17 protein-coding genes are annotated in these 25,947 nt (G+C 66.7%); 6 read left to right on the top strand and 11 right to left on the bottom strand.

Annotation, left to right across the window (positions count from 1 at the left end; genetic code table 11):
* Nucleotides 1-27: 27 nt before the first annotated feature.
* The 4 genes from H3H37_RS15430 to H3H37_RS15415 form a co-directional block, all read right to left on the bottom strand.
* Nucleotides 28-2,025, bottom strand: coding sequence for an MFS transporter (locus tag H3H37_RS15430; protein WP_182164002.1), 1,998 nt, complete (start codon nt 2,023-2,025; stop codon nt 28-30).
* Nucleotides 2,022-2,711, bottom strand: coding sequence for a hypothetical protein (locus H3H37_RS15425; protein ID WP_182164000.1), 690 nt, complete (start codon nt 2,709-2,711; stop codon nt 2,022-2,024). The genes H3H37_RS15430 and H3H37_RS15425 overlap by 4 nt, the downstream gene beginning before the upstream one ends.
* Nucleotides 2,712-2,825: 114 nt before the next feature.
* The gene (locus H3H37_RS15420; RefSeq protein WP_182163998.1) at nt 2,826-3,752 is read right to left on the bottom strand and encodes a lipase secretion chaperone; all 927 of its coding nucleotides are present in this window, start codon (nt 3,750-3,752) and stop codon (nt 2,826-2,828) included.
* Nucleotides 3,753-3,761: 9 nt separating this feature from the next.
* Nucleotides 3,762-4,676: a lipase family alpha/beta hydrolase gene (locus tag H3H37_RS15415; RefSeq protein ID WP_182163996.1), complete on the bottom strand. Its 915-nt coding sequence runs from the start codon at nt 4,674-4,676 to the stop codon at nt 3,762-3,764.
* A 303-nt stretch (nt 4,677-4,979) separates the two neighbouring features.
* On the opposite strand from H3H37_RS15415, the gene H3H37_RS15410 reads away from it, so the two are divergent.
* Nucleotides 4,980-5,636, top strand: coding sequence for a TetR/AcrR family transcriptional regulator (locus H3H37_RS15410; RefSeq protein ID WP_182163994.1), 657 nt, complete (start codon nt 4,980-4,982; stop codon nt 5,634-5,636).
* An 83-nt stretch (nt 5,637-5,719) separates the two neighbouring features.
* Here the strand turns inward: H3H37_RS15410 and H3H37_RS15405 are convergent, their stop codons facing one another.
* Nucleotides 5,720-7,963: a penicillin-binding protein 1A gene (locus H3H37_RS15405; protein ID WP_182164081.1), complete on the bottom strand. Its 2,244-nt coding sequence runs from the start codon at nt 7,961-7,963 to the stop codon at nt 5,720-5,722.
* 261 nt (nt 7,964-8,224) lie between these two features.
* Between H3H37_RS15405 and glpD the strand changes: the two genes are divergently transcribed.
* A complete protein-coding gene (gene glpD / locus H3H37_RS15400; protein WP_182163992.1) occupies nt 8,225-9,763 on the top strand; it encodes a glycerol-3-phosphate dehydrogenase in 1,539 nt (512 codons plus the stop codon).
* A 90-nt stretch (nt 9,764-9,853) separates the two neighbouring features.
* Here glpD and H3H37_RS15395 read toward each other — a convergent pair whose 3' ends face one another.
* Entirely contained in the window at nt 9,854-11,302 is a 1,449-nt protein-coding gene (locus H3H37_RS15395) for a peptide MFS transporter (protein WP_446033166.1), read from the bottom strand.
* 360 nt (nt 11,303-11,662) lie between these two features.
* Between H3H37_RS15395 and ppnN the strand changes: the two genes are divergently transcribed.
* Nucleotides 11,663-13,033 carry a nucleotide 5'-monophosphate nucleosidase PpnN gene (gene ppnN / locus H3H37_RS15390; RefSeq protein ID WP_182163988.1) on the top strand — a complete coding sequence of 457 codons (1,371 nt, stop codon included), beginning with the start codon at nt 11,663-11,665 and terminating at the stop codon, nt 13,031-13,033.
* A 75-nt stretch (nt 13,034-13,108) separates the two neighbouring features.
* On the opposite strand, the gene lysS is transcribed toward ppnN, so the two are convergent.
* From lysS to prfB, 3 genes are all read right to left on the bottom strand, one after another.
* The gene (gene lysS / locus H3H37_RS15385; protein ID WP_182163986.1) at nt 13,109-14,638 is read right to left on the bottom strand and encodes a lysine--tRNA ligase; all 1,530 of its coding nucleotides are present in this window, start codon (nt 14,636-14,638) and stop codon (nt 13,109-13,111) included.
* A 27-nt stretch (nt 14,639-14,665) separates the two neighbouring features.
* Nucleotides 14,666-15,352: an HAD family hydrolase gene (locus H3H37_RS15380; protein WP_182163984.1), complete on the bottom strand. Its 687-nt coding sequence runs from the start codon at nt 15,350-15,352 to the stop codon at nt 14,666-14,668.
* Nucleotides 15,353-15,355: 3 nt separating this feature from the next.
* Nucleotides 15,356-16,460 (bottom strand): peptide chain release factor 2 gene (gene prfB / locus H3H37_RS15375; protein ID WP_182163982.1). Its coding sequence is split into 2 segments (ribosomal slippage): nt 15,356-16,378 and nt 16,380-16,460, totalling 1,104 coding nucleotides; the frame shifts between segments, so codons are not numbered across the junction.
* 150 nt (nt 16,461-16,610) lie between these two features.
* On the opposite strand from prfB, the gene H3H37_RS15370 reads away from it, so the two are divergent.
* Nucleotides 16,611-18,629, top strand: a complete 2,019-nt coding sequence (locus H3H37_RS15370; protein WP_182163980.1) for a bifunctional 2',3'-cyclic-nucleotide 2'-phosphodiesterase/3'-nucleotidase — start codon at nt 16,611-16,613, stop codon at nt 18,627-18,629.
* Here the strand turns inward: H3H37_RS15370 and H3H37_RS15365 are convergent.
* Entirely contained in the window at nt 18,605-21,220 is a 2,616-nt protein-coding gene (locus tag H3H37_RS15365; protein WP_182163978.1) for a cation-translocating P-type ATPase, read from the bottom strand. The two genes, H3H37_RS15370 and H3H37_RS15365, sit on opposite strands and share 25 nt — an antisense overlap.
* Nucleotides 21,221-21,376: 156 nt before the next feature.
* On the opposite strand from H3H37_RS15365, the gene H3H37_RS15360 reads away from it, so the two are divergent.
* Together H3H37_RS15360 and H3H37_RS15355 are read left to right on the top strand one after the other, a co-directional pair.
* Entirely contained in the window at nt 21,377-22,102 is a 726-nt protein-coding gene (locus H3H37_RS15360; RefSeq protein ID WP_182163976.1) for a cytochrome b/b6 domain-containing protein, read from the top strand.
* A 77-nt stretch (nt 22,103-22,179) separates the two neighbouring features.
* Nucleotides 22,180-24,609 carry a heavy metal translocating P-type ATPase gene (locus H3H37_RS15355; RefSeq protein WP_182163974.1) on the top strand — a complete coding sequence of 810 codons (2,430 nt, stop codon included), beginning with the start codon at nt 22,180-22,182 and terminating at the stop codon, nt 24,607-24,609.
* A gap of 9 nt (nt 24,610-24,618) precedes the next feature.
* On the opposite strand, the gene H3H37_RS15350 is transcribed toward H3H37_RS15355, so the two are convergent.
* The gene (locus tag H3H37_RS15350) at nt 24,619-25,905 is read right to left on the bottom strand and encodes a glycerate kinase type-2 family protein (RefSeq protein ID WP_182163972.1); all 1,287 of its coding nucleotides are present in this window, start codon (nt 25,903-25,905) and stop codon (nt 24,619-24,621) included.
* Nucleotides 25,906-25,947: the final 42 nt, after the last annotated feature.

Here is a 25,947-nt window from a genome sequence, read left to right as displayed (position 1 = left end):
CCATGGTAGCGATGGGCGGGGCGTTGGTCATGGCTGGCCCGCCATGCCACGTGCGCGCCTGCGCCCACGCCGGGCTGGCCATAGCGTGGCCGCGAATAGCAGCGACGATACCAGTCCCGCCACGCCCAGTATCAGCATGGCGCCGGCCGCGCCGTGGCGGGCCACCAGAGCGCCCGTGACCACAGGGCCGGCGGCGGCGCCCAGGCGCTCGATCAGGCGAAATACGCCCATGACAGGACCGCTGCCCACCTCCAGCGTTTCCTGGCGGGTGGCGCGGGCCACCAGCACAAGTTGCGCGGAGATGCTCATGGCCTGACCTATGCCCAGTCCTGCGATGCCCAGCAAGACCAGTGGCGGGCTGGCACCGCGCAGGACGGGAAGCATCGCCACTGCCGTCAGCAGGCCGCCGCCGGCGACCATGGCGCCGTAGGCATCGCGGCGGTCGGCCACGTGGGCGAACAGGGGCGCCAGCAGCAGACAGCACAGGCCATATAACATCGTGTAGCGCCCGATCTCGGACTTGGACAGTCCGAGTCCGTTCAGCAGCATGGGGACGAGGAAGATCAGGAAGCCGGAATAGAGGAATTTCGCCGGAATGCCGGACAAGACGGTGAGCGCGACAAAGCGCCGGTTGTGGGCCAGCCTGAGTAAGGGGGCCCGTTGCGGGCCCCGGGGCGCCGCGTTGCCGTTGTCGAGCACCGCGCCGGCGATGCAGGCGGCGATCATGGCGATCCCGGCGCCAAGCGCAAACACGGTCCGGTAGCCCAGCCGGTCGGCCAGGATGCCACCCACGGCCGGCGCGCAGATTTCGGCCACCATGATGGCGCCCACGAACAGCGCCATGCCCCGGCCCTGGTTCGCGCTGTCGGTGCTGTCGAACACATAGCCCTGGCAGGCCATGAACATGAGCGCGTAGCCGGCGCCGGTAATGGCGCGCGCCGCCAGCAGCACCCAGTATTGCGGCACCAGCGCGGTGGCGATCAGTCCCCCGATCACCAGCAAGGCGCCGCTCAGGTAGCCGCTGCGCCGCCCCGCGTGGTCCGACCAGCGGCCCGCAGCGGGCATGCTCAACGCGACGGCGAGCAGGAAAGCCGTCACCGGCAGGCTGGCGCGCAGTCCTTCCGGCAGCGCCGTGGCCCCCATCGGCAGCGTGGCCGCATAGACGGGCAGGAAGGGCCGCGACAGCATTTCCGCGAACATGAACAGGAAGCTGAGCACCCGCACCAGCACGATGCGTTGCTGCGCCAGTTCGCTGTCGCCGCTGGCGTCGCCGAACGCATATTCGCGCCGCAGCTCGCCCAGCATCCCGGTCTGGTGCACATTACCGGCCAGCGCCACCAGACGCTCATAGCCCTGGTTGACGGCGGCTGCGATTGCGCCCAGCCGCTGGGCCAGCGGTTCGCTGCCTTCGCGCAGGGGCGCGCGGCGGAAGTCGCCGTCCGCCAGCCGCGTCATCATGGCGGCGATCTGGCGCATGGGCGCCGTGAAGTTGAGTGTGACGACGAACCACAGCACCTCGAACGCGATCAGCAGGCTGGCCAGCAGCACGATGCCGATGTCGTAGCGCAGTTCGCGCACGCGCGCGGCCAGGTAGTTGCGGTGCACGCCCACATGCAACTGGCCGACGATGGCGCCATGCAACCGTAGGGGCAATGGCTGGTCCAGGTAGCCGGCCGGCGGACCGCCATCATCGCCGCTGCTGAACAGCGTGGCGCCATCCGTGCCGCTCACGCGCAAGTAGGCCAGGTCGGGGTTTTGTTTGAGGACGTCGGCAAAATATTCAGGCACGCCCACCAGCCGGGGCAGCGGGATGCCATAACCGAGCGCCCGTTCCAGCCTGGCCGCCAGCGACAGCGCAGCCGTGTGGGCCTTGTTGCCGAGTTCCGGCAGAAGGCGGTCCTCGGCCCGGGTCCAGGCGTAGTAGGACATGGCCAGCTGGGTCGCCAGCAGCAGCGCCAGTGCGAAAGCGAACAGCTGGCGTACCGGCCGCGTGGTCAGGCGCTGGTCCGGCGTCGTGGCGGTCATGGTCGCTCCCGTTGCAGGCTGGCTTCCCGCATGGCGCGCGTGGCCTGTTCCAGCTCGCGCAGCGCGTGGTCGGCGCGCTCGCGCGCGCGGCCGGCCAGGATGGCGGCTTCCGGGTCCGGGTGGGGCGGCGGCGGCTTGCGGTCGAGCGTGGAGGCGATGGTGTCGACGGTGCGGCCGATGCGGCGCATCCAGAAACGGATCGCGGCCAGCGCCAGCAAGGCGCCGGTGGCGGCGATCCAGGCGGCCGCCCGCGCCAGCTGGTCTGCGTAGGCCGCGACCGACAACTCGTCGGCCTGGCGCGCGTAGCGTAGCTCGATGGCGCCCATGGCTACACCCAGGTTGTTGGACAGGGCCGCACGCAGCGGCGCGCCATGGGCAGGGTCGCCGGTGCTGAACACGGGGGCGCCGTCTGCATCCAGCACGCGGATGCCGACGATGGCGCCGTCCTGGCGCGCTTCCCGTTCGATGGCTGCCTGCGCGTTGCCCAGGCTCTTGAGGGGCAGGCCCAGATCCAGGCCCGTTTCGAGGTTGTCGCGCAGGTCGTCGAGGATCAGGTGCAGGCGAGACTGCTCCAGTTCATTGAGCGTGCGATCGAGCTTGCCCACGCTCAGATAGGCGTTCAGCGCGATGGCCAGCACGCCGATCAGGATGATGGGCGCGCTGATGGTGACGCTGAGCCGAGACATCGCCATATCGCACCCGGAGGATGTTTGATGTGCAAGAATTGTAGCATCGAAACTACCCGGTGCGGCGGCTGCGGCAGGCCCATGGGTGTTGAGCCGCCGCAACAATTGTCCCTGCTATTCGTAGGCCGGCAGCCGCTTCTGCTCCAGCGGCGTAAATCCCGCGTCGCGCAGTTGCTGCAGCTCGGCCGCGCTGGGCGGCGTGGCGCGCGCCTGCAACTGGTGGCGCTGCTGCTGGTATTCGGCGATGCGGCGCTGCCAGTCGGCCTGCTCGCGGTCGAGATCCGCCAGCCGGTCGGCGGCGGCCGGCGACAGCGTGGCCGCGCGCAGCTGGTAGATATCGTTGTCGCCTGCACCTTGCGCGCGGCGCCGCTGTACTTCATCTTCGAGCCGTAGCACGCGGGTGGGCGCCTCGCGTTCCTCGCGCAGCGCGGGGGGCAATTTGGCGTCCAGCGCGGCCAGCTTCTGCTGGCGCTGGGCCGGCGTGAGCGTGGTGTCGGCGTTCACTTCCATGCGGGCGATGGCGTCCGTGTCATAGGCGTCACTGTCGCCAAACAGGCCGTCGATCTCCTTCTGGCTGAAGTAGCGGTGGCGCAGCTGCTGCACGGCGTCCAGCCGGGCGCGCGCGCCATCGGTCATGCTGGCCGGCTTGGGCAAGCCCTGTTCCACCTCCACCAGCGCGCGCTTGTAATCGAGGTATTGCCCCAGCAGCCGGCGCGCTTCGGCCGCTGCCGCTGGTTTCAGGCGTCGATCGAGTTCGCGCCCGATCTCGGTGCGGATCGCGTCGAGCGTGCGTTCACCGATGCCCGCCAGGTAGTAGTCGAACAGGTGCGCCAGTTCGGCGTCGACCACCAGCTGGTCGGCTGCGTTCTGGCGCACCTCGCCGTCGGGCGTGGTGCCATCCATTGAGCGCACGAACGCAAAGTAGTCGGGGTCGGAGCGGGCTGGCTGGGCCGGCGCTTCCGGCTGGTGCAGCGTGAAGTACAGGGCGCCGGCGGCCAATGCCAGGCCACCGGCCCGCAACAGTTTTGCGCGTGCGTTCATGGCTGCTCCTTACAGGCCCAGGCCCTGCAGGCGATTGGCCTGCTGGCGGAAGATCGTGACGGGACTGGTTTCGAACAGGTTGGTGATGCCGATCATCTGGTTCACTTCGTCCAGGTGGTTCATGGCGTAGTCGTCGCGGATCACGCGGCCCAGGTGGCTGGAGCAGCTGCTGACCAGGCCATCGTTCTTGGCGCCGTTGAAGGCCAGCGACGTGAGCGCCAGCACGGGGTCGCTGATGTCGAACACGTTGGTGTAGGGCTGGGCGCCGCTCCACGAGAAGTAGTAGACGCCGTTGACCTGGTAATCGCCTTCACCGCAGGCGGTGGTGGGCACGCCTTCCGGATGGCGGCTGTTGAAGGCGGCCGTGCCGGCGGTGCTGAGCGACTGGGCGGCCGCTACGGAATCCTGGGGCAGGGTGGGGCTGCCGGACAGGAAGCTGATGAACCCGGCGACGGCGTTGGCCACCGTGTAGGTGACGTCTGGCACCGCGCCGATCAGCACGTCGGCCACGCGCGAACCCTTGTTCACGCCACCGACGCTGCTGACAGAGGCCACCAGGTCGGGCCGCACGGAGGCGACATAACGGGAGGTGGGGCCGCCGTGGCTATGGCCGATCAGGTTGACTTTGGTGGCGCCGGTGGCGGCCAGGATTTGCTGGACCTGGGTCAGCAGCTGCTCGCCGCGCACTTCCGTGCTGTTGGCCGCCGACACGGTGGTCACATAGACCTTGGCGCCGCCGCTTTGCAGGGCGGAAGCGATGCCGTAGAAGTAGTCGACCGGGCCCAGGCTGTCGAAGCCGAACAGGCCGTGCACCAGCACGATCGGGTATTTGGTCTGGGTGTAGCCGGTGGCCCACGAGGGCGCGGGCAGCGCCGTAAGCGCGATCAGCAATAGTGACAGGGTCTTCCAGAAGCGATGTTTCATGTTGTCTCCGTAAAGTTATCAAGAATGGGACGGCCGTTGCGCCGCGCACGATGCGCCATGGCGGCGGCCGTCGTACCCCGGCGGCCCGCGTTCCTTCCCGCTCTCCGGCAGGAATAAAACGAGCGCTCGCTCGGTTTTTGGACTGTAACATTGTTGTTACGTTAAGGTTTTGTGCTGGTCGAATTCGGGCGCACAAATTGGAAAATCGAGCGGGACAGTTGTTTTCCTGCGTTATAATCGTTCCCGAAATCAATCTTTGGGGTGACCTTGCCTGTCCACTTCACTTTTCAGCAGTTCCAGCGCATGACGCCACTCGATGGCGCCAATATCTGGGCCTTCCTGCTCGACCGTTATGCCGACCGCATCGGCGTCAAGCGCCGCAAGCCGGCACTGGAAAATCTGGAGAACATCTTCAACGCCACCTTCCGCCTCGCCAACGAGGTCGGATTTCGGGCCATGAACTTGCGCGACCTGTGCCGCGAGACGGGGCTGTCGATGGGGGGCTTGTACGGCTACATCAGCGGCAAGGACCAACTGGCCGAGATGATCGAGGAAGTGGTGCGCCACGCCACCCAGGAAGTGCCGCGCATGTTCGCCCATGTCGACGATCCGCTCGACCGGCTGGAGGCACTGATCCGCGCCTCCATCTTCCTGTCCGAGATTTTGCAGCCGTGGTTTTATTTCGTGTTCATGGACTCGCGCGCGCTGCCGCCGCAGCAACGGGCCATGGCCAAGGAGTCGGAGCTGTATGTGCAGGCGCTGATCGCTGGCCTCGTCGACAGCGTGGAAGGGCGCCCGGACGGCGCCGCGCCGCTGCTGGCGGCCCACTGCATGGCCATGTTCCAGGACTGGTACGTGAAGCGCTGGAAGTACCGCGCCGCCAAGGTCACGCCCGACCAGTTCGCGGAAAGCACGGTGCGTTTCGTGCGCAGCCACCTGGCGGCGCCGCGCACCGCGTGAACCGGGCCTGACGTCCAGCATTTGAATTCGTCGTACCCGCGCACGCGGGTACCCATGGAACGCGTGCCCTGTGTGATCGCCACCTAGTTGGTGGCAGGCTTCTCGGCCGGCGCCGCAGGCGCATCCAGTTCCGGCGCCGCGTCGCCCATGTCGAGCGAGTGGACGGCCGCGTCGCCCATGAACTCATCGTACAGCCATTCGCCGTTGAGCTGGGTCAGGCCAGCCGGCACCGGGCGGTCCTGTGGCGGACGCTGTTGCAGGGCCACCCGCATGTAGTCCATCCAGATCGGCATGGCCACCGTGGCGCCAAATTCACGCCCGCCCAGCGACTTGGGATCATCGAACCCCATCCACGACACGGCCACGATGCCGCCGCCATAGCCGGAGAACCAGCCGTCCATGGCGTCGCTGGTGGTACCGGTCTTGCCGGCGATATCGGGTCGGCCCAGCTTGGCGGCGGCTGCGCCGGTGCCGCTGCGCGTCACTTCGCGCAGCATGGTGTCGGTGACGAAGGCGTTGCGCACGTCGATCACGCGCGCGTTTTCCTGCAAGCCGGCGGGCGGCTTGGTTTCCGAGATCACGGCGCCGTTGCCGTCCACGATGCGCGAGATCAGGTAGGGCTCGATCTGGTAGCCGCCGTTGGCGAAGATGGCGTAGGCGCCGGCCAGTTGCAGCGGGGTGACGGCGCCCGTGCCCAGCGCCAGCGTCAGGTTCTTGGGCTGGCGGCTCAGGTCGAAGCCAAACTTGCCCAGGTAGTCGTGCGCGTAGCCCACCGTGATGTTGCGCAGGATGCGCACGGAAGCGACGTTCTTGGACTTGGCCAGCGCCGTGCGCATGGTGATCGGACCGTCGTACAGGCCGTCGTCGTTACCGGGGCGCCAGGTCTCGTTGCCGGTTTCGGCGCCGGTCAGCTCGATCGGCACGTCGTTGATGATGGTGGCCGGCGAAAAGCCTTTCTCCAGCGCTGCCGAATAGATGAAGGGCTTGATCGAGGAGCCGGGCTGGCGCCAAGCCTGCGTCACGTGGTTGAACTTCTGCAGGTTGTAGTCGAAGCCACCCACCAGCGCGTGGTAGGCGCCGGTGACGGCGTCGATCGACACGAAGGCGGCCGCCACCTGCGGCACCTGGGTAATGACCCAGGCGTTCTTCTCTCCGCGCATGATGCGCACGATGGCGCCGGGGCGCAGCTTGAAGCCATCCTTGGCGCTGGCCGCCAGGGCGGGCGCGGCCAGGCGCAGGCCGTCGCCGCTGATGGTGATCTCCTGGCCGAACGGGTCCTGCACCTTGACGGTTTTCGGGCCGGCCTCCAGCACGACGGCCGGGATCAGACGGTCACTGCCAGGGCGCTTCTGCAGCGCTTCCTCGATGGCGTCGTCGCGTTCCTCGTCGCCTGCGGGCAGTTCGATGAAGGCCTCCGGACCACGGTAGCCGTGGCGCTGGTCGTAGGCCAGCACGTTGCGGCGCACCGATTCGTAGGCCGCGTCCTGGTCAGCCTTGAGGATGGTGGTGTAGACGCTGATACCCTTGTTGTACGAGTCATCCTTGAACTTGGCGTACACCACCTGGCGTGCCAGTTCGGCCACGTATTCGGCGTGGGTGTCGAATTCCTGGCCGCGGTTGTTGACGCGCAGCGGTTCGTGCAGGGCTTTCTGGTACTGGTCTTCCGTGATGTAATCGAGTTCACGCATGCGCTTGAGCACCACGTGCTGGCGCTGCTTGGCGCGCTTGGGATTGACCGCCGGGTTGTGGTGGGCCGGGTTCTTGGGCAGGCCGGCCAGCATGGCCATCTCCGCGATGCTCAGGTTCTTCAGCGGTTTGCCATAGTAGACCTGGGCCGCGCTGCCAAAGCCGAACGAGCGCTGGCCCAGGTAGATCTGGTTCATGTACAGTTCCAGGATCTGGTCCTTGCTGAGCGCCGCCTCGATTTTATATGCCAGCATGACTTCGTTGAGCTTGCGGGCGATGACCTTGTCGCGGGTGAGGAAGAAGTTGCGCGCCACCTGCATGGTGATGGTGGAGCCGCCCTGGCGGAAGCTGCCGCCCAGGTTGGAGCGGGCCGCGCCCAAGGCGCGCAGCCAGTCGATGCCGCCATGTTCGTAGAAGCGCGTATCCTCGATGGCGAGGAGGGCCTTCTTCATCATCTCCGGCATCTCCTTGATGGGGATGAAGTCGCGGTGTTCCTCGCCGAATTCGCCGATCAGCACCTTGTCGGCCGTGTAGATGCGCAGCGGGATCTTGGGACGGTAGTCCGTGATCACGTCCAGCGACGGCAGGTTGGGCGCGATGACCAGCAGCAGGTAGGCCACCAGCAGGCCGGCGGCGATCATGCCAGCCAGCACGATGGCGATCAGACCGCGCACGACGTTACGGCGCTTGAACAAGGGGGATGCGGCAGGTTGGGAGGCACTCAAGACAGAATTCTCGTGGTTGCGAAGTGGGGGGAATTATAGACCAATCGCCCCGCCGCGCTGCGTCCCGCCGCGTCGTGCCGCGCCACGATACTGGCGGTGGCGTGTGGGAAGTCCTTATAATGGACCCGACGCCGCCTCTCCGGCGGCTTGGGCGGCGATCGGCCTGGCGGGAATTCTATGACAGAACCGCAGCATACGATAGATTGCGACATCCTCGTGGTGGGCGGCGGCATCAATGGCGCCGGCATCGCGCGCGACGCGACCGGGCGCGGGTTGTCGGTCGTCCTGTGCGAAAAGGACGACCTGGCCGCGCATACGTCGTCGGCCTCCACCAAGCTGATACACGGCGGGCTGCGCTACCTGGAATTTTATGAATTTGGCCTGGTGCGCAAGGCGCTGCTGGAGCGCGAAGTGCTGCTGCGCAGCGCCCCGCACATCATGCGGCCCTTGCGTTTCGTGATGCCGCACGTGCAGGGCCAGCGTCCGGCGTGGATGATACGGGCCGGCCTGCTGCTGTACGACAGCCTGGCCCGGCGCGAACTGCTGCCCGCGTCATCCGCGATTTCGCTGCGCTGCCATCCGGCCGGCCAGCCGCTGAAGCCCGTGCTGACGCGCGGCTTCGTCTATTCCGACGGCTGGGTGGACGACGCGCGGCTGGTGGTGCTGAATGCGCTCGACGCGTGCGAACGCGGCGCCACTATCCTCACCCGCACCACCTGCCTGTCGGCCCGGCGCGAGGGCGATCGTTGGCAGGCCTTGCTGGACAAGGTGGATTGCGGGCGTATCCGCGTCAACGCCCGCTATCTGGTCAACGCGGCCGGGCCGTGGACGACGGCCTTCCTGCAAGCGGCGGCGCCCCAGGCGCAGGCGCGCCAGCTGCGGCTGATCAAGGGCAGCCATATCGTCGTGCCACGCCTGTTCGCGCACGGCTACGCCTACATCTTCCAGCACCCGGACGGGCGCATCGTGTTCGCCATCCCCTACGAACAGGACTACACGCTGATCGGCACCACGGACCTCGATTATCAGGGCGACCCGGGCCAGGTTGCCATCACGTCCGATGAAATCAGCTACCTATGTGAACTGGTCAGCCAGTATTTCACCGTGCCCGTGACGCCGGCGGACGTGGTGTGGAGCTATGCGGGCGTGCGCCCACTGGTGGAGGATGAGGCGGCCGACGCCAGGGCTGTCACCCGTGACTACCGGCTGGAGGTGGAGCAGGGCGGCGCCCCGCTGCTGAGCGTCTTCGGCGGCAAGATCACCACCTTTCGCAAGCTGGCCGAGGAAGCGGTGGACCTGATCGCGAAATCCCTCGACAACCGGCAGGGCGGCTGGACAGCGGGCGCTTGCCTGCCAGGTGGTGACCTGTTCGGCGCCGTGCCGCAGAACCGTTCCGTGCTCGAATTTGCTGGCTGGCTGCGCGAGCAGCAACTGCGCTACGGCTGGCTGCCTACGTCCCTGGTGGCCCGCTACGCCCACGCCTACGGCACGCGAATGCATACGCTGCTGGCGGGGCGCGAGGCGCCCGGCGCCATGGGCGAAGAAATCGTCGCCGGCCTGTACGCGGCGGAAGTGGACTACCTGCGCCGTTACGAATGGGCGCGCAGCGCGCAGGACATCCTGTGGCGGCGTTCCAAGCTGGGTCTGCACCTGCCGCCCGGCGCGGCGGCGCGCTTGCAAGCGTGGCTCGATGCCCATCCGTTGCGCAAGTCCTGAGGCCTGCTGCCGAACGAAAGCGCAAACGAAAACGCAAACGCAAACGGCGGCCCGCAGGCCGCCGTTGTCATGGTCAAGCCGCCGTGCGGCTTACTTTACGCCATGCATCAGCTTGTTGATCAGCGGTGCGATCAGGAACAGCAGGATGCCGCCTGCCATCAGCGAGTAGAAGCCCAGCGTGTAGCCTTCCAGCGCCGACGTCACCGACATGCCTTTTTCGCCGCTCACGAAGCTGGCGAAGATGCCCGACAGGTTGTTGCCGATGCCGGTGGAGAGGAACCAGCCGCCCATGCCCAGGCCCACCAGGCGGGTCGGGGCCAGCTTGGTCACCATCGACAGGCCGATCGGCGACAGGCACAGTTCACCGACGGACTGGATCACGTACACCATGAACAGGGTCCAGAACGGGATCTTGTTGTGCACGTCGACCAGGGACGACAGCGCAAACATCAGCAGGCCGAACGCCAGGCCGTTAAACACCAGGCCCAGGCCGAACTTGCGCGGGATGGACGGGTTGACGTTCTTGCGGCCCATGGCAACCCAGATGAAGGCAATGATCGGCGCCAGAGCGATGATGGCGATCGAGTTTACGCTCTGGAAGTAGGCGTTCGGGAACTCCCAGCCGAACATGATGCGGTCGACGATCTTATCGGCCAGGAAGGTGAACGAGCTGCCTGCTTGTTCGAAGAACATCCAGAACATGATGTTGAAGAAGAAGATCACCAGCATGGCGATCACCTTGTCGCGCGCCACCTTGCCGTTGCGGATACCTTCGATCATCAGCATCACGGACAGGATGATGAACAGCACCGACAGCACGCCCTGCAGGTTGTTGGCGCCCACGGCCAGCAGCATGTAGACGACAGGGATCACGCACAGCGAGCCCAGTACCACCCACAGCATGCGCTTGGGGTCCTGCATCTGCGCTTCGGGAGCGCCGATGCCTTTCAGGCCGCGGCGGCCGATGCTGAACCAGAACAGGCTGATGAGCATGCCCACGCCGGCCGAGATGAACACCACCTTGTAGGCCGGCATGCCGCCGGTGCCGAAGATTTTGGTGGCCAGGAATTCCGTCAGCACGGGGGCGATCAGCGCGCCCGAGTTGATGCCCATGTAGAAAATGGTGAAGCCCGAATCGCGGCGCTCGTCGCCCAGCGAGTACAGCTTGCCCACCATGGTCGAGATGTTCGGCTTGAACATGCCGTTGCCGACGATGATGGTGGCCAGGCCCAGTTTGAAGATATTCGGATCGGGCAGCGCGATCATGAACAGGCCGGCGGACATGAAGGCCGCACCAACGAGGATGGAGCGCTGGTAGCCCAGCACGCGGTCGGCCACGTAGCCGCCGAACAGGGCGCCCGCGTACACGAGCGCGAGGTAGGAACCGTAGGTCAGGTTGGCGAACTGTTCGCCGGCGGCGTCGCCGTGGTAGAACTGGGCGACGATGTAGAGCACCAGGGCCCAGCGTATGCCGTAGAAGGCGAAACGCTCCCAGAACTCGGTCATGAACAACATCCAAAGCGGAGCGGGATGTCCCATGATCTGTTTGAACTCGGGGACAGCGACTTCCTGGTTAGCTTGGGTAGCACCGCTCATGCGGTTTCTCCTAAAGTTTATTATGGTCGATAAAAATGGGTGGAGCACCGCACCCTGGCTGGATAAGCTTGGGGGCACAATGAACCACGCCGGTCTTCCGGGTGCGGCATTTTAATCTACAAATCAGTCCAGGGGCATGTTTTGGGACGCCGTCTGCAAAATTGTAGCGTTTGTGCTAATAATGGGCGAGCAGCGCCGCAGGGGACGCGCCCTGCAATCTCCGGCCCCAAATGCGCTCAGTTGTCGTATATTGGCATTGCAAGCCATCACGTTGCAGCGAATCTGAATAAGGATTTTTGTACCATGGAACATGACGTTGTCGATACCCTGATCGCGCCCGAAGGACAGCTGGAAGTTTTGTCCAAGGCCGAAGTCAACAAGCTGCTCGACACCAGCCAGGGCGGCCTCTATAACATCTTCCGCAATTGCGCGCTGGCCGTGCTCAATTGCGGCAGCACGATCGACGATGGAAAGGAACTGCTGGAACGCTACAAGTCGTTCGACATCAGCATCATTCAGCGCGAGCGCGGCATCAAGCTCGATATCAAGGGCGCGCCGGGGATCGCTTTCGTGGACGGCAAAATGGTCAAGGGCATCCACGAGCACCTGTTCGCGGTGCTGCGCGATATTATCTTTGTCAGCAATGAGGTGACGGACAATCCCGAATTTGACCTGGAGAGCACGGAGGGCATCACCGACGCCGTGTTCCACATCCTGCGCAACGCGGGCATCCTCAAGCCGCAGATCAATCCCAACCTGGTGGTGTGCTGGGGTGGCCACTCGATCAACCGCGCGGAATACAACTACTCGAAAGAGGTCGGTTATCAGATGGGCCTGCGCGGCCTTGATATCTGCACCGGCTGCGGACCGGGTGCGATGAAGGGGCCGATGAAGGGCGCCACCATCGGCCACGCCAAGCAGCGCATGGACACGGGCCGCTACCTCGGCATCTCGGAGCCGGGCATCATCGCCGCCGAGTCGCCCAACCCCATCGTCAACGCGCTGGTGATCATGCCGGACATCGAGAAGCGCCTGGAAGCGTTCGTGCGCACGGGCCACGGCATCGTCGTGTTCCCCGGCGGCGCCGGTACGGCCGAGGAAATCCTCTACATCCTGGGCATCCTGCTCCACCCGGACAACGCGGAGATCCCGTTCCCGCTGGTGTTCACGGGGCCGGAAACGTCGCGCGAGTACTTCGTGCAGATCAACCAGTTCATCCACGACACGCTGGGCCCGGAGGCGCAGCAGCGCTACAAGATCATCATCGACGATCCGGAACTGGTGGCGCGCGAGATGCAGGCCGGGATCAAGCAGGTGCGCGAGTTCCGCAAGTCGCGCAGCGACGCCTACTATTACAACTGGCTGCTGAAGATCGACCACGAGTTCCAGAAGCCGTTCGCGCCCACGCACGAGAACATGCGCAACCTGAGCCTGCACAAGAACCAGGAAGTGCACCTGCTGGCGGCCAACCTGCGGCGCGCCTTCTCGGGTGTGGTGGCGGGCAACGTGAAGGACGAAGGCATCCGTGCGATCGAAAAGCACGGGCACTTCGAAATCCACGGCGACGCCTCCATCATGGGCCCGATGGACGCGCTGCTGGCCTCGTTCGTGGCCCAGCACCGCATGAAGCTGGCCGGCAAGCACTACACGCCGTGCTACCGTGTGATCCAGTAAGGCGTTTCGGCCCCAAGTAAAAAAGCCGTCCGGTCTCGCGACCGGGCGGCTTTTTCATGTGGCGCGAGGCAGCGCTTACTCTTCGCGGCGCAGGTGCGGGAACAGCAGCACGTCGCGGATGTTGGGCGAGTCGGTGATGATCATCATCAGACGGTCGATGCCGATGCCGCAACCACCGGCTGGCGGCATGCCGTATTCCAGCGCGCGGATGTAGTCGGCGTCGTAGAACATGGCTTCCTCGTCGCCTGCGTCCTTCGCGGCCACCTGGGCCAGGAAGCGGGCCGACTGGTCTTCCGCATCGTTCAGCTCCGAGAAGCCGTTGGCGATCTCGCGTCCCACCATGAACAGCTCGAAGCGCTCGGTGATGCCGGGGACCGTGTCCGAGGCGCGCGCCAGCGGCGACACTTCGACCGGATAGTCGATGATGTAGGTCGGCTCCCACAGCTGCGCTTCAGCCGTTTCCTCGAACAGCGCCAGTTGCAGCGCGCCCAGGCCCGAGTGGGCGTGCGGCTTGACGCCGAACTTGGCCAGTTCCGCCGTGATGAATTCGGCGTCGTGCAGCTGCTCGTTGGTGTAATGCGGCGCGTACTTGTTGATGGCGCCGACGATGGTCAGGCGGTGGAAAGGCTTGGCCAGGTCCAGCTCGCGGCCGCCGTAGGTCAGGGTGGCGGTGCCGTGGGCGTCGATGGCGGCTTGGCGGATCACCGCTTCCGTGAAGTCCATCAGCCACTTGTAGTCGGTGTAGGCCGCGTAGAACTCCATCATCGTGAATTCAGGGTTGTGACGGATCGACACGCCTTCGTTGCGGAAGTTGCGGTTGATCTCGAACACGCGGTCGAAACCGCCCACCACCAGGCGCTTCAGGTACAGCTCGGGCGCGATACGCAGGTACATTTCCATGTCCAGCGCGTTGTGGTGGGTGACGAAGGGCTTGGCCGCCGCACCGCCGGGAATGGTGTGCAGCATCGGCGTTTCCACTTCCATGAAGCCGTTCTTGTCCATGAAGCGGCGGATCGACGAGATGGCAGCCGTGCGGGCCTTGAAGGTGCGGCGCGTTTCCTCGTTCATGATCAGGTCCACGTAACGCTGGCGGTACTTGGTTTCCTGGTCGGCCAGGCCGTGGAACTTGTCGGGCAGCGGACGCAGCGACTTGGTGATCAGGCGCAGCTCGGAGACCTTGATGGTCAGTTCATCGGTCTTGGTCTTGAACAGGGTGCCGACCACGCCCAGGATGTCGCCCAGGTCGTAGTGGTGCAGGGCGGCCATGGCCGCTTCGCCGGTCAGGTCCAGCGTGGCGTAGATCTGGATACGGCCATCGGCGCGCGGGCCCGAGGCATCCTGCAGCGTGGCGAAGGCGGCTTTCTTGCCTGCTTCGCGCTTGAGCATCATGCGGCCGGCCAGCACCACGGTGACGGGGTGTTCTTCCAGTTCCTCGCGCGACTTCTGGCCATACTGCTCGTGCAGGTCGGCCGCCTTGTGCTGCGGCTTGAAGTCGTTGGGGAAGGCGACGCCCTGTTCGCGCAGCGCGGCCAGCTTGGCGCGGCGCTCGGCGATGATCTTGTTGTCGTCCGGGGCGGCTGCTTGTTCTTGAAGATCGGTGGTCATATTGTTCTCGTAGAGGGATGTTTTTATTTAGATGGCGGTGGCCGCCGGCGCGGCGGCGAACAGTTGTTCGATATCGAGTTCGCTGAAATCGCGCGCGATGCAGATCACGTTGTCGAATTCGGCGAAGGCTTCAGCAGGCAGCGTGGTGGTCAGGGCCACGGCGCGCATGCCGGCGCGGCGTGCCGCTTCCACGCCCAGCGGCGCATCCTCGAACACGATGCTGTGGGCGGGCAGGGCGCCGCTGCGCTCGGCCGCCAGCAGGAACACGTCCGGGTTCGGTTTGCCGCGTGCCACGTCGGCCGCGCCGACGACGGCGCGGAAATGGCCGCGCAGGTCCAGCCCGTCGAGCGTGAAGGTGATGTTGTCGTTGGGCGCGGCCGTGGCGACGGCCAGCGCCACGCCGCCACGCTTGGCGTTGGCGATGAACTGGTCGAAACCACGTACGGTGGCCAGGTGCGGCGCATACAGCTCGCGGTACAGCGACTCTTTTTCAAAGTCCAGCTGCGCGCTTTCTTCCTTGGTCAGGTGCTCGCCCAGGTAGTGGCGCATGATTTCGTGCCCCTGGCGGCCGGCCGTGGCCCGGAAGAATTCGTCCGGATCGATCTGGTGGCCACGGCGTTCGAAGAAGGCCACCCACGACTTGGTGTGGAAGGCCATGTTGTCGACGATCGTGCCATCCATGTCGAAGATGAATGCGCGCTGCGGATTGCTCATACCTTAGACGCCTTGCTTGAGGGAGGCCGAGATGAACTCGTCCAGGTCGCCGTCCAGCACACCCTTGGTGTTGCCGGTCTCGAAGTTGGTGCGCAGGTCCTTGATGCGGGACTGGTCCAGCACGTAGGAGCGGATCTGGTGGCCCCAGCCCACGTCGGTCTTGGAGTCTTCCAGCTTCTGCTGCTCGCTCATGCGCTTGCGCAGTTCCTGCTCGTACAGCTTCGCCTTCAGCATTTCCATCGCTTCGGCGCGGTTGCGGTGCTGCGAGCGGTCGTTCTGGCACTGCACCACGATCCCGGTCGGCATGTGGGTCAGGCGGACGGCGGAGTCGGTCTTGTTGATGTGCTGACCACCGGCGCCCGATGCGCGGTAGGTGTCGACGCGCAGGTCGGCCGGATTGACTTCGATGTCGATCGAGTCGTCCACTTCGGGGTACACGAACAGCGACGTGAACGAGGTGTGGCGGCCGTTGGCCGAATCGAATGGCGACTTGCGCACCAGGCGGTGCACGCCCGTTTCCGTGCGCAGGTGGCCGTAGGCGTATTCGCCTTCCACCTTCAGCGTGGCGGTCTTGATGCCGGCCACCTCGCCGTCCGATTGTTCCATGATCTCCACCTTGAAGCCTTTGCGTTCGCAATAGCGCAGGTACTGGCGCAGCAGCATCGAGGCCCAGTCCTGGGCTTCCGTGCCGCCAGCGCCAGCCTGGATGTCGATGAAGCAGTTGTTGGGGTCCATCGGATTGTTGAACATCCGGCGGAATTCCATGCCTTCGATGACTTTGCGGATGTCTTCCGTGTCGCCGATGACCGCTTCCAGCGTGTCGTCGTCGTTTTCTTCCTTGGCCATGGCGAACAGGTCGTTCATGTCGGCCAGGTCGGCGTGGGCCTTGGTGAGGGCGAACACCACGGATTCCAGCGATTTTTTCTCTTTACCGAGGTCCTGGGCGCGCTTGGGGTCGTTCCAGACGGTGGGGTCTTCCAGTTCCTCGTTGACTTGCTCTAGTTTCTCCGACTTCTTATCGAAGTCAAAGATACCTCCGAAGTTCGGCTTCGCGCGTCGTGAGATCGGCGAGCAGGGCGGAGAGGGAGTTGATGCGTTCGGCTTCCATATTGGATCTTCTCTAGGCTGAAATCAAACCTTGGATTATACCCGACGCAGGGGTGTTCCGGGCCATTCGCATGGCACGGCGGGTAGACCGGCGCCCCGGGCGGGCGTATCATGCGGCCGATATTGCGAAAATCATACGACTGAGCCGCCCATGCATGCCGTTTCCCCCCTGTCCGCCCTGACCCTGCCGCTGCTGCTTTGCGCCCCATTGTGCGCGCCAACGGCGCTGGCAGCGCCGCCGGCCGGCAGCGCCGCCACCCTGGCCGTGCTGGAGACGACGGACTTGCACGCGAACGTGCTCAGTTATGATTACTACAAGCTCAAGCCGGAACCGTCCATCGGCCTGGAACGCACGGCCACGCTGATCCGGCAGGCCCGTGCCGAATTCCCGAATACGCTGCTGCTCGATAACGGCGACGCGATCCAGGGCACGGCGCTGGCCGACTATCAGGCGCTGGTGGCGCCGCCGCCATGCGACCGGGCGCTGGCCATCTACCGCGCGCTCGACGCGCTGGGCGTGGAAGGCGGCGGCATCGGCAACCATGAATTCAACTACGGACTGGCCTACCTGAGCCGGGTGACGGGCAGCGCCTTCCAGGTGGACGGCGTGGACCCGGCCGCGCCCCGCTGCGCCGGTCCCCATTTCCCGCTGGTGCTGGCCAATGTGTACAGCAGCCGCACGCACCAGCCCTTGTTTGCCCCGTACCGCATCCTCGACAAGGAGGTCAGCGCCACCGGGCCGGACGGCCAGGCACTGCGCACCACGATCCGCATCGGCATCATCGGCTTTACCCCGCCGGCCATCCTGGATTGGGACAAGCGCGCGCTCGAAGGCAAGGTGTACACGGAGGGCGTGCGCGAAACGGCGCAAAAATACCTCCCCAGGATGCGGGCCGAAGGGGCCGACCTGGTGGTGGCCATCGCCCATGGCGGCATCGACGGCGCGCCGTACACGCCAGCCATGGAGAACGCCGGCCTGTATCTGGCCCAGGTGCCCGGCGTGGACGCCATGTTGATCGGCCACGCCCACCAGACCTTCCCGGATGCGGCCAGCACCGTCCCCGCCTTCAACTTGCCGGGCGTGGACAAGGTGCGCGGCACCGTGTTCGGCGTGCCGACCGTGATGGCCAGCCTGTGGGGCAAGCACCTGGGTGTGATCGGCCTGCACCTGCGCTACGACGGCCAGCGCTGGCTGGTGGACAAGGAACGCACCACGGTGGAGGCGCGCCCCATCCAGAATGCCGACCGCAGTGTCGTGGCGGCCGATCCGTCCATTGCGCCGCTGGTGGCGGACGAACACGCGGCCACCATCGCCTATGTGCAGGCGCCGCTGGGGCAAAGCGCGTTCCGCATGGCCAGCTATTTCGCCGACGTGGGAGATCCCAGCGCGATCGAACTGGTGAATCTGGCCCAGGCGGACTACGTGCGCCGTTACGTGCAGGCCAACTTGCCGGCGTACGCGGGGCTGCCCGTGTTGTCGATGGCGTCGCCGTTCAAGACCGGCGCAGCGGGGCCGGGCGACTACACGGACGTGAAGCCCGGCCCGGTGGCGCTCAATAACGCGGCGGACCTGTACCTATATCCGAACGCCCTGTACGCCGTGAAGGTCACGGGTGCGGAACTGCGCGCGTGGCTGGAAAAGGCGGCGGGCCGCTTCCGCCGCATCGATCCGGCCGCGAGCGGGGCGCAGGAACTGGTCTCCACGGCCTTCGCCGGCTTCAATTTCGACATGCTCACCGATCCTGATGTGCGCTATGAAATCGACATCACGCGGCCTTTGGGCCAGCGTATCGTCGATTTGCGCCATCGGGGCGCGCCGGTGTCGGCAGCGCAGTCGTTCGTGGTGGCCACCAACAGCTTCCGGGCCAACGGCGGCGGCGCTTTCCCCGGCCTTGACGGCAGCAAGACCGTGCTGGCCGCGCCGGACGCCAGCCGTGATGTGCTGATCGCCTACATCCGCGCCGCCCGGCAGTTGACCCGAAGCGCCCATGGCGGCGCCCGCAGCTGGCGGTTCGCGCCCGTGCAGCACGCCGGACCGGTCGTGTTTCACGCGCCGCCTGGCTTGGAAGGGCTGGCGCAGGATGCAGGCTTGAGCAACGTGCGCCAGTTGCAGCCCGACGATGGCAGCGGCAAGGGCTTCGCCCTCTACGGCATCGACTTGTCCCACTGACCGTTGGCGTGTGCTGCCGGCCGGTTCAGCATCTTCTTGCAGGCCTCGAACCACAGCGTACTGACCAACGCGGTCGCCATCGCTGCGGCGACCAGCGGCGCCGGCGGCAGGTCGAAACCGAACAGGGCGCGCACGCTGGGGACGCCCAGCACCAGCACCAGTAGCGTCAGCGTCGCGGCGCTGCTCCAGCGGTAAGCGTGGTTGACAGCGCCGGCGCGGGTCCAGCTCAAGCCGCTCCAGGTGCGGTTGGCGAAGATGAGTCCAAGATTGGAGAAGACCAGGGCGATGAAGGTGAGCGCCCGTTCCTGCGCGCCATCGATGCCGGTGGCGCGCAATGCCAGCGATTGCGCCAGCAGGATGGCGAGCAGGCCGCTGCCCTGCACCAGTCCCCGCACCAAGACCTCGCGGTCAAACAGGCGCGCATTGGCCGGGCGCGGCGGCGCCGTCATGGCGTGGGATTCGATCGCTTCCGCTTCGAACACGACCGAGCAGGCCGGGTCGATGATCAGTTGCAGGAACAGGATATGCACCGGCATCAGCAGCGCCGGCCAGCCGAACAGCACAGGGAAGAACGACAGGCCGACGATGGGCACGTGCACGGCCACGATGAAGGCGATCGCCTTGCGCAGGTTGGCGAACACACGTCGTCCGTGGCGCACGGCCGTGACCAGTGAGGCGAAATCGTCGTTCAGCAGCACCAGCGCTGCCGCTTCGCGCGCCACGTCCGTGCCGCGCACGCCCATGGCCACGCCGATGTCGGCCGCTTTCAGGGCCGGGGCGTCGTTCACGCCATCGCCCGTCATCGCCACCACCTCGCCGCGCGCGCGGAAGGCTTGCACCAGCCGCAGCTTCTGGGCCGGTTGCACGCGGCAGAAGATGTGGGTGTCGGCCAGGCGCGCGTTCAGCGCCGCGTCGTCCATCGCTTCCAGTTCGGTGCCGGTGATGGGGGCGCCATCGGCCGTCAAACCGGCTTGCCTTGCGATGGAGCGGGCCGTGGACGGATGGTCGCCGGTGATCATCACCACCTGCATGCCGGCGCGGCGGCATTGCGCGATCGCTTCGGGCACATCGGCCCGCACCGGGTCTTCCAGCGCTACCAGTCCCAGGAATTCGAAGTCGAAATCGTGCTGCTTGTCGGGCAGGCCGGTGGCGGCGGCCGGGGTTGCCGGGTTGGCAACGGGGTTGGCGAATTCTGCGCGCGCCACGCCCAGCACCCGCAGGCCTTCGTTGGCCATGGCAGTGACCTGGCGCGCGATGTCGGCGCACCGTTGCGGAGGCAGGTGGCATAAGTCCATGATCGCTTCCGGTGCGCCCTTGGCGGCGATCAGCAAGGCGCTGTGGTCGGGCGACTGCCACACGCGGGACATGGCCAGCATTTCCGGCGAGAGCGGGTAATCGTCCACCAGCGTCCAGTCGTCGTGCAGGTGTTCGGTGTTGGCCAGCAGCTGTTTGCCGGCCGCCGCGATGGCCGTCTCCATCGGGTCGAAGGCGCGCCGGTGGCTGGCCAGCACGGCGTATTCGAGCACGCCGTGCAGCTCTTCCTGTAGCGCCTCGGTCGCGTTGGCCACCGTGTCATAGCGGCCATCGTCGCACCACAGGGCGCGCAGCTGCATCCGGTTCATGGTCAGGGTGCCGGTCTTGTCCACGCACAGGACCGTGGTCGCGCCCAGCAGTTCGATGGCGGGAATGCTGCGCGCCAGCACCTTCTCGCGCGCCAGCCGCCAGGCGCCCAGGCCCAGGAAAATGGTCAGCACCACCGGCAGTTCTTCCGGCAGGATGGCCATGGCCAGCGTCAGCCCGGCCAGCAGGCCATGCAGCCAATCCCCCAGCCGCAGCCAATAGAACAGCGCCAGGCACACGGCCAGCGCCAGTCCGGCGGCGGCCACCAGCTTGACCACACGCGCCGTCTCCGCCTGCACCGGCGTGGGTTGGGCGCCGATGGCCGCCAGCGACTGGCCGATGCGCCCGAGCGCGCTGCGCGGTCCGGTCGCGATCACGCGGCCGCGCGCCGTGCCCTGCGTGACGAGCGTGCCGGAATAAGCCTGGTACGCGGCTTGGGGCGAGTCCGGTGGCGCGACGTCCGGCGGCGTGTCCGGCGCGGCCGCATATTTGGCCACGGGGACCGATTCGCCGGTCAGCATGGACTCATCGACGGTCAGGTTGGTGGCGGCCAGCAGCAACAGATCGGCCGGCACCCGGTCGCCCTCGGCGATGAGGACGATGTCGCCGCACACCAGGGTGGCGGCCGGCACTTTGGCGACCTGGCCATCGCGCATGACCATGGCGACAGGGCTGGACAGCACCCGCAGCGCTTCCAGCGAGCGTTCCGTGCGGCGCTGCTGGACGAAGGAGATGCCCATTACCACGAACACAAAGCCCAGCAGCATGAGCGCTTCGTTCTGGTCGCCCAGCAGCAGATAGATGGCGCCGCAGGCCACCAGCAGCAGGAACATCGGTTCGAACACGACGCCCAGCAGCAGGTGCAGCGCGTTGCGCGGGTGGGAGACGGGCAAGGCATTGGGGCCGTCCTGTTCCAGACGCCGCAAGGCTTCGGTACTGCTCAAATCATCCTGCATCAGGTCTTCTGGCATGTCACTGGCTGGCCGCGCGGCCGGGTGGGGGCGGGTTTAGTCTAGCACGCCGCGCGGTCAAATTCGCTGCGTAAGAATTACTTAATATGCACACCCCATGATCGCAGCCATGAGAGGTCGGGCATGGCCGGACCGGAATTGACCAAGGAGAGCAAGATGAGCGAATTGAATGGCGCCGCGACAGCGGCTTCGGATGGCAAGGTGCTGGTATGGGACGCGCCGGTGCGCGTGTTCCACTGGCTGATGGTGCTGTGCTTCGCCGGCGCCTACCTGACGGCGGAGCAGGACGGCCTGCGCCTGCTGCACGTCACGCTGGGCTACAGCATGGTGGGGCTGGTGGTGTTCCGGCTGCTGTGGGGCGTGATCGGCACGCGCCACGCGCGGTTCACCAGTTTCGTGCGCGGGCCGGGCAAGGTGCTTGAATACCTGAAGGGGCTCGCGCAGCGCAAACCCGCCCATTACGTGGGCCACAACCCGGCCGGCGCGCTGGCCATCGTGGCGATGCTGGGCCTGACGCTGGCCATCGGCGTCACCGGCTGGACCCTGTTCCAGGACCTGGGCGGCGACGCGCTGGAGGAGACCCACGAGCTGCTGGCCAACCTGATGGTGGCGCTGGTGGCGCTGCACGTGGCGGCGGTGGTGGTGAGCAGCCGCCTGCATCGCGAGAACCTGGTGGCGGCCATGGTCACCGGCCGCAAGCGCGGCACGGCGGGCGAGGCGATCCGCAGCGCGTGGCGTCCGCTGGCCGTGGTGCTGCTGGCGGCCGTGCTGGGCTTCGGTGCGGTGCAATGGTACGACGCGCCGACCGGTATCGCGGCGCTGAGCGGCAAGGGCGAGCATGCGGCCGGGCAGGTACGGCATCATGAAGGCGACGAAGACTGATCCCGGCGCCGTGCCCTTGACCTTACAACGGTGGTAAGGTACACACTGTAGGACGTGTACCGCTACCGGAGTAAGGAATGACCGCAGTCAGCATCAAGGAATTGGATCTGCCCATCTCGGGCATGACATGCGCCTCGTGCGCGGGGCGGGTGGAAAAGGCGCTGGCCGCCGCCCCCGGCGTGCGCAGCGTCTCCGTCAACCTGGCGACCGAAACGGCCCGGGTGACGGGCGAGGCGGGCCTGTCCGCCAACGCCCTGGCCGCCGTGGTGCGCAAGGCGGGCTACGACGTGCCCACCCATGAATATACCCTCGCCATCGGCGGCATGACCTGCGCGTCCTGCGCCGGGCGGGTGGAAAAGGCGCTTGCCGCCGTGCCGGGCGTGTTGTCGGCCTCGGTCAACTTGGCCACCGAGCGGGCCAGCGTGACGGTGGCCGGCGACGAGACTGACATGGCGCGCCTGGCGGCGGCCGTCACCAAGGCCGGCTACGAAGCCAGCGCCGCCGATGCGCCGGCCGGGGCGGGCGCCTCGACAGCTTCGGCCACCCCGACCACTTCGGCCGCCGCATCCCGCCAGTTGTCCGAACCGTCGCAGATCGCCATCTCCGCCGCGCTCACCCTGCCTTTGCTGGCGCCCATGGTGTTGGAGGTGTTCGGCGTCCACCTGATGCTCCCGGCCTGGTTGCAATGGGCGCTGGCCACGCCGGTCCAGTTCTGGATCGGCGCGCGCTTCTACCGCGCGGCGTGGAAGGCGCTGCTGGCGCGCACCGGCAATATGGACCTGCTGGTCGCGCTGGGCACGTCGGCCGCCTATGGATTGAGCCTGTACCTGTGGCTGACGCAGCCGGGCGGCATGATGAATCTGTACTTCGAGGCGGCGTCCGTCGTTATCACGCTGGTCCGGCTGGGCAAATGGCTGGAAGCGCGCGCCAAGCGCCAGACCACGGAGGCAATCCGCGCTCTGCAATCGCTGCGGCCCGAAACGGCGCGCGTGCGCAGCGGTACCACCTGGCGCGAGGTGCCCGCCGCCGCCCTGAAAGTGGGGGACGAAGTGCAGGTGCGGCCCGGCGAGCGCATTCCGATGGATGGCGTGATCCTGGAAGGCGGCACCCATGTGGACGAATCGATGCTGACCGGCGAGAGCCTGCCCATCAGCAAAGGCCCGGGTGAGAAGGTGATCGGCGGCGCCGTCAATGGGGAAGGGCTGTTCGTGGCCCGAACCAGTGCGGTGGGCACCGAATCGACGCTGGCGCGCATCATCCGCGCCGTGGAGGACGCGCAGGCGGCCAAGGCACCGATCCAGCGGCTGGTCGATCAGGTCAGCGCCGTGTTCGTGCCGGCCATCGTCGCCATCGCGGCGGTGACATGTATCGGCTGGTGGCTGGCGGGCGCCGGCTGGAGCACGGCCATTATCAACGCGGTGGCCGTGCTGGTGATTGCCTGTCCGTGCGCACTGGGTCTGGCCACGCCGACCGCCATCATGGCCGGCACCGGTGTCGCGGCCCGCCACGGCATCCTGATCAAGGACGCGGAAGCGCTGGAACTGCTGCACGGCGTGCAGGTGGTGGCATTCGACAAGACCGGCACGCTCACGGTGGGCCATCCGCGCCTGGCGGCCCATGTTGCGGCCGATGGCGACCATCAGCGCCTGCTGGCGCTGGCGGCGGCCGTGCAGCAAGGCAGTGAGCATCCATTGGCGCGGGCCATGCGCGACGCCGCGCAGGCCGACAACATCGCACCGCTCCCCGCGCAGGACATGAAGGCGGTGCCGGGCTACGGCGTGACGGCGGTGGTGGACGGCCAGCCACTGGCGCTTGGCAATGAGCGCATGCTGGACCAGCATGGCATCAGCGTCGCCCCCTTGCGCGAGCAGGCGCGCGCGCAGGAGCAGGGCGGGGCCACGGTGTCGTGGCTGGCCAGCATTGGTTCTTCGCCCGCGCTGATCGGCATGCTGGCTTTCGGCGACGCCGTCAAGCCGGAGAGCCGGCAGGCCGTGGAACGCCTGCATGCGCTGGGCGTGCGCACCGTCATGCTCACCGGAGACAACCAGGGCGCCGCCGACCACATTGGCCGCGAACTGGGGATAGACGAAGTGCATGCCCAGGTGCTCCCGCAGGCCAAGGGCGTCGTGATCGCGGAATTGCGCAAGGCCGGCAAGCGGGTGGCGATGGTCGGTGACGGCATCAACGACGCCCCCGCGCTGGCCTCGGCCGACGTGGGCGTGGCCATGGGCAGCGGCACCGATGTGGCCATGCAGACGGCGGGCGTGACCCTGATGCGGGGCGACCCGCGCCTGCTGGTGGACGCCATCGACATCTCGCGCCGCACCTACAGCAATATCCGCCAGAACCTGTTCTGGGCCTTCATCTTCAACCTGGTGGGTGTGCCGCTGGCCGCCTTCGGCCTGCTCAACCCGATGATCGCCGGTGCGGCGATGGCATTTTCCAGTGTATCCGTGGTGAGTAATGCGCTGCGCCTCAAGCGGTGGCGGCCAGCGCAGCACGACTGACGGTGCGCCTTATACCTCCGAAGGCGGCGGCGATACCGCATCGATCAGGATGGCGCGGAAGTCGTTCACATTGGTCAGCGTGGGGCCGCAGATGACGGAATCGCCGAGCGCCTGGAAGAAGCCGTGGCCGTCGTTGTTGGCCAGCGCGTCGCGCGGCTTGATGCCTTGCGACCAGGCCCGTTCCAGCGTGTCCGGCCCGAGCAGGGCGCCGGCGATTTCTTCCTGGCCGTCCACCCCGTCCGTGTCGCAGGCGATGGCGTGGATGGCGGGCGCGCCGTTGAGCGCGACGCCCAGCGACAGCAGGAACTCCACATTGCGCCCGCCGCGGCCGTTCCCGCGCACGGTGACCGTGGTTTCGCCGCCGGAGAGCAGCACGCAGGGCGCCGGGAACGGCTGGCCGCGCGCCGCCACCTGCCGCGCGATGCCGGCCATGACGATGCCCACGTCGCGCGCTTCGCCTTCGATGCTGTCGCCGAGGATGTAGGGTGTGACGCCGGCCGCGCGCGCCACGCCAGCCGCCGCCTCCAGCGCCATTTGCGGCGTGGCGATCATGCGGATCTCGCTGCCGGCCAGGCGCGGGTCGCCCGGCTTGACTGTTTCGCCGGCGCCGCTTTCCAGCAGGGCGACGATATGGGGCGCCACAGCGATGCCGTAGCGGCGCAGGATGGCCAGCGCGTCGGCGCAGGTGCTGCGGTCGGCGCAGGTGGGGCCACTGGCGATATCGGCCGGATCGTCGCCGGGCACGTCCGAAATCAGCAGCGTGACCACGCGCGCGGGATGGCAGGCCGCCGCCAGTCGTCCGCCCTTGATGGCGGACAGGTGGCGCCGCACGCAGTTCATTTCGGCGATGGTGGCGCCGCTCCTGAGCAGGGCGGTGTTGATGGCCTGCTTGTCGGCCAGCGTGAGGGACTCGTCGGGCAGCACCAGCAGCGACGAGCCGCCGCCGGAAATCAGGCAGATCACGAGATCGTCGGCCGTCAGCCCTTCGACCATGGCGCGGATGCGGCGCGCCGCGTCCATGCCCGCCTGGTCCGGCACCGGGTGGGCCGCCTCCACGATTTCGATGCGCTGGCACGGCACGCTGTAGCCATAGCGCGTGACCACCAGTCCTTGCAACGGACCGGACCAGTGCTGTTCCAGCGCGCGCGCCATCTCGGCCGAGGCCTTGCCGGCGCCGATCACCAGCGTGCGGCCCTTGGGCGCGGGCGGCAGGTGGGGCGGCAGGCAAAGCGCTGGCTGGGCGGCGGCAACGGCCGCGTCGAACATGCGGCGTAACAGTTGGCGGGGTGGGTTCATGGCGTTTCCTTGGCTGGACCGCCAGCGGCGGTCAATGCGCTA

Source organism: Rugamonas brunnea, from assembly GCF_014042345.1.
GTDB lineage: Bacteria > Pseudomonadota > Gammaproteobacteria > Burkholderiales > Burkholderiaceae_D > Rugamonas > Rugamonas brunnea.
This window is presented reverse-complemented; position numbering and strand designations above follow the sequence as displayed.

Coding starts and splice junctions, on each gene's coding strand:
- H3H37_RS15395 (WP_446033166.1), bottom strand. CDS start 11,302: ATGGGACATCCCGCTCCGCTTTGGATGTTGTTCATGACCGAGTTCTGG.
- lysS (WP_182163986.1), bottom strand. CDS start 14,638: ATGACCACCGATCTTCAAGAACAAGCAGCCGCCCCGGACGACAACAAG.
- H3H37_RS15360 (WP_182163976.1), top strand. CDS start 21,377: ATGAGCGAATTGAATGGCGCCGCGACAGCGGCTTCGGATGGCAAGGTG.
- H3H37_RS15350 (WP_182163972.1), bottom strand. CDS start 25,905: ATGAACCCACCCCGCCAACTGTTACGCCGCATGTTCGACGCGGCCGTT.
- H3H37_RS15365 (WP_182163978.1), bottom strand. CDS start 21,220: ATGCCAGAAGACCTGATGCAGGATGATTTGAGCAGTACCGAAGCCTTG.
- H3H37_RS15355 (WP_182163974.1), top strand. CDS start 22,180: ATGACCGCAGTCAGCATCAAGGAATTGGATCTGCCCATCTCGGGCATG.
- H3H37_RS15380 (WP_182163984.1), bottom strand. CDS start 15,352: ATGAGCAATCCGCAGCGCGCATTCATCTTCGACATGGATGGCACGATC.
- H3H37_RS15405 (WP_182164081.1), bottom strand. CDS start 7,963: ATGATCGCCGCCGGCCTGCTGGTGGCCTACCTGCTGCTGGTCATCGCG.
- H3H37_RS15415 (WP_182163996.1), bottom strand. CDS start 4,676: ATGAAACATCGCTTCTGGAAGACCCTGTCACTATTGCTGATCGCGCTT.
- H3H37_RS15425 (WP_182164000.1), bottom strand. CDS start 2,711: ATGTCTCGGCTCAGCGTCACCATCAGCGCGCCCATCATCCTGATCGGC.
- ppnN (WP_182163988.1), top strand. CDS start 11,663: ATGGAACATGACGTTGTCGATACCCTGATCGCGCCCGAAGGACAGCTG.
- glpD (WP_182163992.1), top strand. CDS start 8,225: ATGACAGAACCGCAGCATACGATAGATTGCGACATCCTCGTGGTGGGC.
- H3H37_RS15430 (WP_182164002.1), bottom strand. CDS start 2,025: ATGACCGCCACGACGCCGGACCAGCGCCTGACCACGCGGCCGGTACGC.
- H3H37_RS15420 (WP_182163998.1), bottom strand. CDS start 3,752: ATGAACGCACGCGCAAAACTGTTGCGGGCCGGTGGCCTGGCATTGGCC.
- H3H37_RS15370 (WP_182163980.1), top strand. CDS start 16,611: ATGCATGCCGTTTCCCCCCTGTCCGCCCTGACCCTGCCGCTGCTGCTT.
- H3H37_RS15410 (WP_182163994.1), top strand. CDS start 4,980: ATGACGCCACTCGATGGCGCCAATATCTGGGCCTTCCTGCTCGACCGT.